Below are 11,973 nucleotides of genomic sequence, written 5' to 3' on the forward strand. Positions count from 1 at the left end.
GTAAGCTAAAGCTGACTAAGGATAAATTTTGGGGAAATATCATAAAAATACAGTCGGCTTGAGCCGACTTTTGTTATGAGACTGGGAATTCATTCCCTGGCGGTTGCGAAAGATGAAATTTTGGGGAAACATCATACAAATATAGTCGGCTTGAGCCGACTTTTGTTATGAGACTGGGAATTCATTCCCTGGCGGTTGCTTTCATTATGAGACTTTCATTATGAGACTGAAAATTCATTCTCAGGCGGTTGCGAAAGATAAAATTTTGTGGGAGCATCATCATCTTGATTATGTTCTTCCAAAGATGCAATTGTTGTGCCATTTGAATGATGCTCCTTTTGATTTCTCACATAAATAACCGCTTGTTCCAATTGTTTTCTCCCCAGTGAAAAAACCCCATATCCTCTTTGCCAACCAAAGGTATCTTCTCCAGGAGATAAATGATTAATATAATGGGTGCTACTGCCTTTAATTTTTTGCACAAAATCAGAAATGGAAATCTTTGGCGGAATAGAAGCCACTAAATGAATATGATTTTCTATGCCGTCAATAGCATGAATAATAGTACCAAGTTCATCAGCTTTGCTAATAATGTAACCGTAAAGTTTCCCTTCCCGTTCCCTGGTAATTAGTGGCTGACGCTCTTTTGTTGCCCAAACCAGATGATAATAAAGTCTCCACAAAGCCATAAATACACCTTATTTATGATTCTAAATATTCTCATATTTAATATTCCCATAAATACAGAAAAATATAGTCCGCCTCAGAATGAATTCTAAGGCTAATAGCAAAAGTAAGCTAAAGCTGACTAAAGATAAAATTTTGGGAAATCATCATAAAAATACAGTCGGCTTGAGCCGACTTTTGTTATGAGACTGGGAATTAATTCCCTGGCTGTCGCTTAACCCAACCTACGATTTTCTATTCTACATTTACCCAAAAATCTGCGGTTTTGATTTGTCCATTGCGATTAAATTGCATCCACATTTTATATGTTCCTGGTTTGGGGAATTTTGTATGAAATTCGATTTTTCCATCTGGAGTATTTTTGATTGCGTGTGCATGGATATAATCAGATGAAGTCAGGGGAGATGAACTTTTAATAATTACTAAATGTCCTTTTTCACCCAAATAAGGTTGTAAATCTTTAATTGGTTGATTTTTGTTGTCTTTTAAGTCAAAAGTTAAGTTAATGTCTTGACCGACTTTGATTTTTGGTGCAGAAATATTCAGATTGACTTTAGTATCTGAGATAGTTTTAGTTTTGGTGAACTTTTCTAAATTTTTTGGTAATGGAACTGTACCAGGAATTGTAATATTCATTAATGAGACATTTTCCTGATTTCCAGCAGGTTTATAATCACTGAAAAGTGTATAATTTCCTGACTCTGGAAAATTTGCAGTTACTTCAAAGCGACCATTTTCTTTATATTCGGGATGAATATGATCAAAAAATTGTAAATCATCTCTCACAACAATTAAGTGCATGATTTTTTCTTGGAAAATGTCAAACTTATTCACAGGTTTTCCAGTAGAGTCTTGAATATCAATAACTAAGTTAATTGGTTGATTTGGTGATAAACTTTTCGGAGCAGTTAATTTAACTTTGGTAGTTATTTGTGAATTATTTTCATGATTCATATTTTCCATGGAATGTCCATCATGATTCGTCATTATACTAGGTGAAACTTGTGTCTCAGTAGATTTAGTATTAGATGAACAACCAGGAGCTAATAGTAAAGTTGTAACTACAAAAATACTTGCAAAAAATCGCTTCATTTTAGGAGGGTGGTAATTTGAAATTTATTGTTTGCGGAACATTTCTCAGAGCCAGAATTAACTCCTAACTCCATTTATGACCACATCTTTTTTTTCTGGATTAGGTAATAAAGCCAGATCAATCAAAGGTAATTTAATAATTACTGTTGTTCCTTGATTTAACCCCAAACTCTCTAAAGTGATTTTACCACCCATGAGTTCAATTAAATTCCGAGAGATTGCTAAACCCAATCCAGTTCCTTCAAACTTGCGCGTAGTTGTCCCGTCAACCATCACAAAGGGACGAAATAGTTTACCTTGTTCTCCTGGATCAATACCAATTCCTGTATCTTTAATAGAAACTAAAACATACTGCTGATGACGATTAATACTCATGGTAATTTGAATACTACCTTCATCAGTGAATTTAGTAGCATTACCAATAATATTAATTAACACTTGTTTGAGTTTAATGGAATCAGACTTTATAGGAATAGGCTTATCACCTATATCACAAATTAATTGTAGTCCTTTATATTGGATATTAACTGATTGTAAGTTAATTACCTCTAATAATAATTGTCGTAAATCTAGCGGTACTGTAATTACAGAAAGTTTACCCGCTTCTATTTTAGAAATATCTAGCAAATCATTAATTATTCCTAATAAATGAATTGCTGTATCATCGGCTTTTTTAAGAAACTCTAATTCTTCTTCTCTACTATCACATAAATCATCACGCACTAACCGCACACAGTTAATAATAATATTCAATGGGTTTCTTAATTCGTGAGAAGTTGTGGCTAGAAATTGACTTTTCACTTGATTGGCTGATTTAGCTTCTTTCCAAGCAATTTCTAATTCTTCAGCCCAATCTTTGAGTCTTTCTACCATTTGATCTAATGCTTGAGCTAGTTGATTAAATTCTCTAATTTTGAAGTTGCGGGGAATGGGTTGTGCCGCGTGGTGACTATGAAGATTAATAGCATAGTCGCGGAGTTCTTCTACTGGACCTGCTAAATAAGGAACTAAATAAAATGATGCCAATAAACTTGCACCAATTAAACCAACTGTTAAAACAATGAGAATTAGTTTGATTTCTTCTAAACCAAATAGGGCATTTTCCACACTTGTAACTGCTAGGACAATCCATCTTTGTGATGGTTTTGTAGTGATAGGTTTAGTAGTAGCTGTAAAACCTGCAACCAGTTCTTGTCCTTCTATAAAGGATAAATTACTGGAATTATTACTGCCACCCAAGGCATTTTTAACTATAGCTTGAATTCTGTCTACATCGGCATAATCTTTAATATTAGTACCGATTCTTTCTGGTAATGGATGAGCTAAAACTTTACCGTCTTCAGCAATGACTACCAAAAAACCCGTTAATGAGCCTGGATGATTGGGATTTTGTTGATATAATGTGGTTTTCATGCTTAATCGGTAGGCTAAATTACCACGTTGATTAGAAACAGGAATTGATAAAAATAATTGTAGTTGATTTTGTTTGTCTCTTTTACCAGTTTTTCCCGATTGGGATGGTAATATAAATTGAATATCAACGTCATTGCTAGTAAGAGATAAACCTGATGGCATAATTTCTTGAACACCACAACTACTGGCAATTATCTCACCTTTTTTAATGCGGGTTAATTGGAGACAATCAGTTTGGGTTGGTAGTTGTTTTTTTAGTTGTTTAAGAAATTGTTCAATTTGGAAAGTTGAACCTGATTGAATTACTTTAGTTTGACTAGCTGTAATTAAATTGGAGCGTAAAGCGGCAATATTATCAGTAATTTTTTCTCCTTTATTAACTGCACTTTCTGTTAAATTTTGTTGGGCAGTATTTAACAAACTAGAACGAGCTTTATTCAAGGCAACCATTTCTCCTACTAATAAAACTGGGATAAATACTAGCAGTATTCTTGTTACTAATATTTGTCGAAATGACGATTGACGAGATTTAGCCATTGTTTGTCTCACTTCGCATCTTCAAACTACAATAATAAAGATATGAAATTACACTAGTCAAGGGAGACATTTTATTAATTGATGATGAGTTTACTATTAATTTAAATTTCCAAGTTAGAAAGGAGAGAACAGGTAAGAATTAGAAATTTAAAAAATATCTCACTAATTACTGAAACATAAATTTATCAATCTTCCATCAATACCTTGTTCATTTTTCCTAGGTTGGGTTAAGCGACAGCGCAACCCGACGCTCATGTTGGGTTTCATCCTTCAACCCAACCTACAAATCAAGACTTTTCTCGATTTGGACAAAGTATTGTTCCATATACCAAATTTTATAAAATGTAGATTAAATAGTGACTGCTGTTGCATATTCATATTAATGGTGTAAAATTACTCAAAATTATCTTGTAGCTATAGATTTTTCAATAATCTATCCCCTCACAAAAAATATCAAAGCAACCCAATCATGCAAAATCGTCCTCATACCACAGTAGTTTTAGCCATGAGTGTTGATGGTAAAATAGCAGATTTTAGGCGATCGCCTGCGCGGTTTGGCTCATTGGTTGATAAAATACACCTGGAGAAACAAATTGCTGCATCTGATGCCATTTTATTTGGTGCTGGTACTCTTCGTGCCTACAGTACAACAATGACTATCACAGAGACAATACTCTTGCAACAAAGAAAAAAAGCAGACAAGCATCCCCAGCCGGTTCATATAGTGATTTCCCGTTCAGGCAATCTGAATCCGGACATTAAATTTTTTCAACAACCGGTGAGACGGTGGTTACTCACAACCTCTCTAGGGGCTTATTTTTGGCAAGAAAGATCAGAGTTTGAGCAAGTTTTAGTCTTTGAAACTGCTGCCAAAGAAATTGACATTTTGGCTGCTTTAAAATATTTAGCACGGTTACAAATTACCCGTCTGGCTATTTTGGGAGGAGGACAATTAGTGGCATCTTTCCTAGAATCTGATTTAATTGATGAAATATGGCTCACTATTTGTCCATTAATTTTAGGTGGTAGTATTGCCCCTTCACCTGTGGAGGGGACAGGATTTTTAGCTGATCTTGCTCCTAAGTTACAATTATTAGAAGTATCCACAATAGAGCAAGAAGTATTTTTACACTATAGGATAATTCAGGAGTCATAAGTCAGGATTCAGGCGTAAATTCAAAATATAAAATTGTTGGGAAACTACACAATGATCAAAGAACACAAACCCCATTATTCTCTTGTTTGGACGCACACAATCGCCGATGTTCCCCAAGCAGACTGGGATGCTTTAGCAATGCCGTTAAAAACGCCTTTTTTAGAATGGGATTGGTTGCACAATTTGGAAATATCCCAAAGTGTTACAGCCAATACAGGTTGGTTGCCAAATCACTTGATTTTGTGGCGAGATAAAACTTTAATTGCGGCTGCTCCTTTATATTTAAAAGGACATAGCCAGGGCGAATTTGTTTTTGATCAGCAGTGGGCAGAATTAGCTTCCCGTTTAGGAATAGAGTATTATCCAAAACTGCTAGGAATGACACCATTTACCCCGGCTGAAGGCTATCGGTTTTTAATAGCTGCGGGAGAAGATGAGGAAGAAATTACGGCGGTAATCCTCCATGAAATTGATAGTTTTTGTGTGAAACATCGGATTTCTGGCTGTCATTTTCTTTATGTTGATCCCCAATGGCGACCAATTTTAGAACGCCAGGGGTTTACAACTTGGCTACATCATAATTATGTTTGGGAAAATGCTAATTTTCAAACTTTTGATGATTACTTGACTGGATTTAATGCCAATCAAAGACGCAATATTAAACGGGAACGCAAAGCTGTAGAAAAGGCTGGTTTAAAATTGCAAGCATTAACAGGTGAGGAAATTCCTAATTCTCTGTTTCCGTTAATGTATGATTTCTATGCTGATACTTGCGATAAGTTTGGTTGGTGGGGAAGTAAGTATTTAACCAAGAACTTTTTTGAACAGTTGCACCATAATTATCGGCATCGAGTCGTATTTTTTGCCGCTTATAATGAGCAAGATCCACGTCAACCTGTGGGGATGTCCTTTTGTTTATTCAAAGAAGACAAACTATATGGACGCTATTGGGGGAGTTTTCAGGACATAGATTGCTTACATTTTGATGCTTGTTATTATGCACCAATTGAATGGGCGATCGCTCATGGTATCCAAAATTTTGACCCAGGAGCAGGTGGTAAACATAAAAAACGTCGGGGATTCCCTGCTACTGCTAATTACAGCCTTCACCGCTTTTACAACAACCGTTTAGGACAAATTATTTTGCCTTGGGTTCGGGAAGTAAATCAAATGGAACAAAAAGAAATGGATGCTATTAATGCAGAGTTACCTTTTAAATAAGGAAATAGATCCCCGACTTCTAAATAGATCCCCGACTGCTCAAAGAAGTCGGGGATCTGAATATTGCATATTGATGTAATCTAAAAATACTGTTTCTATAAATTTACTTTTGATAATGCATAAGGATTTACTACTTGAAGATTTGACAGCAATTGATCATAAACTTTCTCAGCGTTATATTGATCTTGACCCCAAGGGCTATTTTATTATCTACATAGATCAAAATGAAAGGTTAATTTATGCAAAGCACTTCACTAATGTCATTAATGAACGTGGTTTAGCAGTAGATCCCGAAACAGGTCAGGTGATTCCAGTTCGCGGTAAAGTGGAAAGGACTCACACTACCGTATTTAGTGGCCGTACAGCCAAGGAACTGTGTATTAAGATTTTTGAAGAAACTCCAGATTGTCTTGTAACCTTCTTAGACCATGCAGCTTATTTAGGTAGAGAATTTGTGCGGGCTGAAATGGCTTTAGTGTCAGGAAAAGAATACATTCAAGATTAGATACAAGAGTAAAGACGGGGAATTAGTTACTAATTCCCACTTACTTACAGCGGTTTCCGCTCTTATGAGGTACAAAGTTGAATCATGAAACTCTTGTAGTGCGGGCATACTTCGACCCTTCGACAGGCTCAGGGCATCGTAAGCTCAGTACAAGTCTTGCCCGCTAGATATGTACCTCATAACACCGGGAAGTGCTGTATACTTCAAAAAAGAAAAAAATAATACATTTCTGCACTTTTTTCAAAAAAATTATTAAAACTAGAAAATCTTTTTAATAAGTAATAAAATTACAACATGAAAGAATTATTACCTCATGATGAAACCGCCAGAATAGAGGCACTATTACAGTACAAGATTCTGGATACTGCACCGGAAGCTGCTTTTGATGATTTAACTCGTTTAGCAGCTTATATTTGTGGAACTCCCATAGCTTTAGTAAGTTTGATTGACACAAACCGGCAATGGTTTAAGTCTAAAGTCGGTTTAGAGGCATTAGAAACACCTCGTGATATTGCTTTTTGTACTCACGCCATTTGCCAAAAAGATGTTTTCATTGTTCCTGATGCCACTCTTGACGACAGATTTGCTACCAATCCCTTAGTCACATCCGAGCCTAATATTCGATTTTATGCAGGTGTACCTCTAATTGATGCTGAGGGTTATGGTTTAGGAACGTTGTGCGTGATTGATAATGTGCCAAGGGAACTCACGGCTGAACAACTAGAGGCTTTGAAAATACTGGGTTGCCAAGTCATGAAACAGCTAGAACTACGACGCAATTTAGATAGCTTACTATTGGTAACTACTAAACATCAAAAACAAAAGAAAGCTAACAAACAACTTTTTGTGAAAATTGGCGGCTGGTTTGGCTTAACATCATCAATTTTAGTGATAATTGGGATATTTTCCTATCAAAATATTCAAGAAATTGTCAATATAAATAATCAGCAAAAACAGACATTAGCACAATATGAAAAAATCAATGAATTTAATCAAAAAGATCAAGAAATTCCTCAACAACAATCAATAAAATTAACTAATACTACACATAGTATGCTCCTTGGATTGGGGATTGCTATCGGTTTGTGTGTCATAATTATGGCGATGATTTACTACCTTATTTATCGGGAAATCATTGCCCGCAAATGGGTAGAGGAATCTCTAAAAACAGAACGTAATTTCATTTCTAGTGTTCTAGATACAGCCAGCGTTTTAGTGATGGTTCTCGATGATAAAGGGCAAATTGTCCGCTTCAATCGAGCTTGCGAACAAAATACTGGTTACACCTGTGGAGAAGTTTTAGGGCGATGTTTTTGGCAGCTATTTTTAACCGAGAAAGATCAGCCATCAATTCAAGCTATTTTTGAGCAAATAAAATTAGATAAAAGACCAAGAGAATCCGAAACTTCTTGGATAACAAGAGATGGAAGACAACGATTAATTGATTGGTCAAATACTATTCTGCTGGATAGTCAAAACCAAATAGAATACATTGTTAGTACAGGGATAGATATTACTGAGCGCAAACAAAATGAACAATATCTCAGTTTCCAATATGCGGTAACTAATGCCTTAGCAGGAGCTATAAATATTCAGAATACCACCCATCGCACCTTAAAAGGAATTTGTCAAACATTGGCATGGGATTGGGGCGAAATTTGGGTTATGGATAAATCAGAAAATATTCTGCGTTGTTTAGATATTTGGTATGAATCAGGTTCAGAATTTAAACAGTTTGAAGAAATTACTAGAAAAATTACTTTTGCTCCAGGAATTGGTCTCCCTGGCCGAATTTTATCTAAATTTCAACCTATTTGGCTAACTGATATTTGTAATGATCAGAATTTTCTGCGAACAGATATTGCTACTCAAATAGGATTGAAAACAGCTTTTGGTTTTCCTATTCGTGGTGGTAATACAAACATTGGGGTCATGGTTTTCTTTAGTAAAAATATGCAGCTAGAAAATGCAGATCTACTGAAAAGGATGATGTCTATTGGCGACCAAATAGGTCAATTTATTAAGCGAAAACAAATAGAAGAAGAACTAAAGCAGCAAAATTTGCGATCACAATTATTAGCCGATATCACCCTAAAAATCCGCGACTCTTTACAAATTGACGAAATCCTCCAAACTAGCGTTACCGAAGTTAAAAGGCTGCTAAAAGCTGATCGTGTCCTCATCTTAGAGTTAGAAGAAAATGGCAATTTAACTGCACGTAAAGAAGCATTGATTCCCGGTATCCCTGTTGTCATAGGAGAGCAGATTTTTGACCCTTGTTTTGTAGAAAAACACGCTCATAAATATGCTCAACAATGGATTACCAGTATTGATGATATAGAAAAAGCCAATATCCAACTTTGTCACCGACAATTACTGGAAAGATTTCACATCAAAGCCAACCTTGTGATTCCTATTTTTCTCGAAGATGAATTTTGGGGACTGTTGATTGCTCATCAATGTACTCAACCCCGTCATTGGAATACTTGGGAAAGAGAATTCTTGCGATCGCTTGCTGATCAAATCGGTATTGCCTTAGTCCAAGCTAAACTATTAGAATCAGAAATTATTCACCGTCAAGAACTAGAAATAGCTCGACAGGAAGCCGAATCAGCATTACAAGCCAAAAGTAGTTTTTTGGCCAATATGAGTCATGAAATCCGTACCCCAATGAACGGCGTTTTGGGCATGACCAGCTTACTATTAGAAACTCCCCTTAATCCAGAGCAACAAGATTTTTTGGAAACAGTGCGGACTAGTGGTGATGCTCTCTTATCCTTGATTAACGAAATTTTGGATTTATCCAAACTTGAAGCCGGGAAAATGATGCTAGAAACCCTAGATTTTAACCTATCTACCTGCATTCAAGAAGTTATAGAACTGTTAGCACCCCAAGCTCATGATAAAGGACTAGAAATAGCAGCATTAATTCCTGCCAATGTCCCAATTTATATCCAAGGAGATGCTAGTCGTCTGCGACAAGTTATCATGAATTTGATGGGTAATGGGATCAAGTTCACCAGCCAAGGAAAAGTAATTATTCAACTAGAATTAATTTCAGAAACCGATGATACAGCTACCATTCAATTTGCCATCATAGACACAGGTATTGGCATTACCACTGAAGATAAAAATAACCTTTTCCAACCCTTTACCCAAGTTGATGCTTCTATTACCCGTAAATATGGCGGTACGGGTTTAGGACTAGCCATTTGCCAACAATTAGTAACTTTAATGGGTGGAAAAATTGGCCTCAACAGTGAGATTGGTAAAGGTTCTAAATTTTGGTTTAATTTATCTTTTACTAAACAGCCAGAATCTGTTTCTCAAAATCAAGATGATCAAATTCTTAGTCAGCGACGGTTGTTAGTAGTAGATAACAATACTATCAATCGAGAAATTCTCCACCACCAAGCTATCAGTTGGGGAATGCACATAGATGAAGTTGATTCTGCTATTGCCGGACTTGCAGCTTTAGAAACAGCCGCAGCACAGCAGATGCCCTATGATATTGCCATAATTGATATGCAAATGCCTGAGATAGATGGGTTGACTCTAGGAATACAAATTAAGAAAAATCCAGCTATTGCTAATGTCCCTTTAATTATGCTGGCTTCTACTAATCAAAGAGATGAAGTAAAAAAGGCATTAGATATAGGATTTATCAGTTATTTAGTCAAGCCGGTTAAGCCTACTCGACTGCTTGATACTATTATGAATATAGTAGGTTCTCAATCGAAAATAAATAATTCTCAGATTGCTATCAATGAAGAGTTGCAAGCAATAAGTAACAAGAATACATCCAAATTAAAGTTGCTGTTAGCAGAAGATAATCTAGTTAATCAAAAAGTCTTTCTCAAGCAACTTCAAAATCTAGGATATCAAGCAGATGCCGTAGCCAATGGTCAAGAAGTATTAGAATTATTAGATAAAATTCCCTATGACTTGATTTTCATGGATTGTCAAATGCCAATTCTCGATGGTTTGGCAGCCACAAAAGAAATTCGTCGTCGTCCAGTAAGTTCCTTTCCTAAACATCAACAACCTGTAGTAATTGCTATTACTGCTAATGCCATGAAAGAAGACCAAAAAATTTGTTTAGATGCTGGTATGGACGACTATTTAAGTAAACCAGTAGCTAAAGATAAATTAGCCGCAATGTTAGAACTTTGGAGTCAGAAAATTCTGAAAATACAGAAAATAATTATTCCTGAAGAAACAGTGTTTTAAATAAAAAATAGGAGTCAGGAATTGGAAAGAAAAAAATAACCAATTCCCTATTCCCTATTCCCTATTCCTCAGATTCCTGAGAGGGTGGTTTTTGAAACACTAAGTAAATGTAGTATGTAGCCATTGGGATGACAGTGGCCGCAATTAACAGCCCGACAACCCAAGCAGTAGCATTACCTTGATCTGTTTCTTCAGCTTTGGTAAAAGTTCCTTCTACTTGGACTGTTTCCTTGATCTCTGGCGGACCGGGATCTGGTTTACCGGATAAAACAGCCACCAAGCGATCGCTCACATCCAAAAATCCTTGGTTGTATTTATTACCACTACGTAATGCTGTACCCAATGTTTCTTCAGCCACGCTTTGGACGATAGAATCAGTTAACAGAGACTTAACCTGATCTCCACTAATTAAAGCAGTTCCATTAGTAACAGTATCAACAAGTAATAACACTTGATTAGCCTGTTCTGCTGCTGTTGGAAACCATTTACTAAATAGTCCCTTGGCAAAACTTTCCGGTGTTTCCCCATAGTCGAGGCGGTGAATAGTGACAATTCTAGCCTCGTTACCAGTTTCCTGAGCTAAATCCTGGAAAGTCTTACTAATCTGACCTTCATTCAATCGGCTAATCACATCACCTTGATCTAAAATCCAAGTATCTGCCGTTAAACTGGGTATTTGGTATACACCAGTAGCAGCAGCAGGTAAAATAAACAGTGAACTCGCCATCATCATTACCAATACAGGAAAAATGAGACGGACAAGGTATTTTGAGTTACTAAATAATTGCTTGAGTAACTGTTGCATGGGATGAATCCTTAAACAGACTTGCAATCAAAATACTACATAATTAGGTCAGTTGTCAGTTGTTAGTTGTTAGTTGTTAGTTGTCAGTTGTCAGTTGTTGGTTGTTGGTTGGAAATATCTCCCCTGCAACCTACGCTCTGCCCTATTTCCTCAATCATCGGGGGGATACAGCACTTCCCGGTGTTATGAGGTACATATCTAGCGGGCAAGATGCCCGCACTACAAGAGTTTCATGATTCAACTTTGTACCTCATAAGAGCGGAAACCGCTGTATGTGACTTTATTAAGGTAAAATTAAATTTAATAAAAATAAAAAAATCTTTGTTT

General features: G+C 36.2%; 9 protein-coding genes. 5 read left to right on the forward strand and 4 right to left on the reverse strand.

Annotated features, from left to right (window positions below):
- Positions 1–218 precede the first annotated feature (218 nt).
- The 3 genes from tnpA to FJR09_RS04690 all read right to left on the reverse strand — a co-directional run bounded on the left by tnpA (position 219) and on the right by FJR09_RS04690 (position 3,729).
- Positions 219–689: an IS200/IS605 family transposase gene (gene tnpA, locus FJR09_RS04680; protein WP_015083148.1), complete on the reverse strand. Its 471-nt coding sequence runs from the start codon at positions 687–689 to the stop codon at positions 219–221.
- A gap of 232 nt (positions 690–921) precedes the next feature.
- Complete coding sequence (locus FJR09_RS04685) at positions 922–1,779, reverse strand: hypothetical protein (RefSeq protein WP_015083147.1); 858 nt, start codon at positions 1,777–1,779, stop codon at positions 922–924.
- Between the two features lie 57 nt (positions 1,780–1,836).
- Positions 1,837–3,729 carry an ATP-binding protein gene (locus FJR09_RS04690; RefSeq protein WP_015083146.1) on the reverse strand — a complete coding sequence of 631 codons (1,893 nt, stop codon included), beginning with the start codon at positions 3,727–3,729 and terminating at the stop codon, positions 1,837–1,839.
- A gap of 466 nt (positions 3,730–4,195) precedes the next feature.
- Between FJR09_RS04690 and FJR09_RS04695 the strand changes: the two genes are divergently transcribed.
- From FJR09_RS04695 to FJR09_RS04710, 4 genes are all read left to right on the forward strand, one after another.
- Positions 4,196–4,885 carry a RibD family protein gene (locus tag FJR09_RS04695; RefSeq protein ID WP_041458569.1) on the forward strand — a complete coding sequence of 230 codons (690 nt, stop codon included), beginning with the start codon at positions 4,196–4,198 and terminating at the stop codon, positions 4,883–4,885.
- Between the two features lie 51 nt (positions 4,886–4,936).
- The gene (locus FJR09_RS04700; RefSeq protein ID WP_015083144.1) at positions 4,937–6,106 is read left to right on the forward strand and encodes a GNAT family N-acetyltransferase; all 1,170 of its coding nucleotides are present in this window, start codon (positions 4,937–4,939) and stop codon (positions 6,104–6,106) included.
- 115 nt (positions 6,107–6,221) lie between these two features.
- Positions 6,222–6,611, forward strand: coding sequence for a DUF4346 domain-containing protein (locus FJR09_RS04705; protein ID WP_015083143.1), 390 nt, complete (start codon positions 6,222–6,224; stop codon positions 6,609–6,611).
- Positions 6,612–6,905: 294 nt separating this feature from the next.
- The gene (locus FJR09_RS04710) at positions 6,906–10,841 is read left to right on the forward strand and encodes a GAF domain-containing protein (protein ID WP_168654025.1); all 3,936 of its coding nucleotides are present in this window, start codon (positions 6,906–6,908) and stop codon (positions 10,839–10,841) included.
- A 61-nt stretch (positions 10,842–10,902) separates the two neighbouring features.
- Here FJR09_RS04710 and psb32 read toward each other — a convergent pair whose 3' ends face one another.
- Positions 10,903–11,646 (reverse strand): photosystem II repair protein Psb32, encoded by a 744-nt coding sequence (gene psb32, locus FJR09_RS04715; RefSeq protein WP_168651262.1) that lies wholly within the window; start codon positions 11,644–11,646, stop codon positions 10,903–10,905.
- Between the two features lie 73 nt (positions 11,647–11,719).
- Between psb32 and FJR09_RS25760 the strand changes: the two genes are divergently transcribed.
- The gene (locus FJR09_RS25760; protein ID WP_256370239.1) at positions 11,720–11,848 is read left to right on the forward strand and encodes a hypothetical protein; all 129 of its coding nucleotides are present in this window, start codon (positions 11,720–11,722) and stop codon (positions 11,846–11,848) included.
- The last annotated feature ends 125 nt before the right edge of the window (positions 11,849–11,973 follow it).

The organism is Dolichospermum sp. UHCC 0406 (assembly GCF_009712025.1).
Taxonomy (GTDB): Bacteria; Cyanobacteriota; Cyanobacteriia; order Cyanobacteriales; family Nostocaceae; genus Dolichospermum; species Dolichospermum lemmermannii.

What these genes read in the sequence shown, in the direction of transcription:
- FJR09_RS04705 (WP_015083143.1), top strand. Translation starts at nt 6,222, where the DNA reads ATGCATAAGGATTTACTACTTGAAGATTTGACAGCAATTGATCATAAA.
- FJR09_RS04710 (WP_168654025.1), top strand. Translation starts at nt 6,906, where the DNA reads ATGAAAGAATTATTACCTCATGATGAAACCGCCAGAATAGAGGCACTA.
- FJR09_RS04685 (WP_015083147.1), bottom strand. Translation starts at nt 1,779, where the DNA reads ATGAAGCGATTTTTTGCAAGTATTTTTGTAGTTACAACTTTACTATTA.
- tnpA (WP_015083148.1), bottom strand. Translation starts at nt 689, where the DNA reads ATGGCTTTGTGGAGACTTTATTATCATCTGGTTTGGGCAACAAAAGAG.
- FJR09_RS04700 (WP_015083144.1), top strand. Translation starts at nt 4,937, where the DNA reads ATGATCAAAGAACACAAACCCCATTATTCTCTTGTTTGGACGCACACA.
- FJR09_RS04690 (WP_015083146.1), bottom strand. Translation starts at nt 3,729, where the DNA reads ATGGCTAAATCTCGTCAATCGTCATTTCGACAAATATTAGTAACAAGA.
- psb32 (WP_168651262.1), bottom strand. Translation starts at nt 11,646, where the DNA reads ATGCAACAGTTACTCAAGCAATTATTTAGTAACTCAAAATACCTTGTC.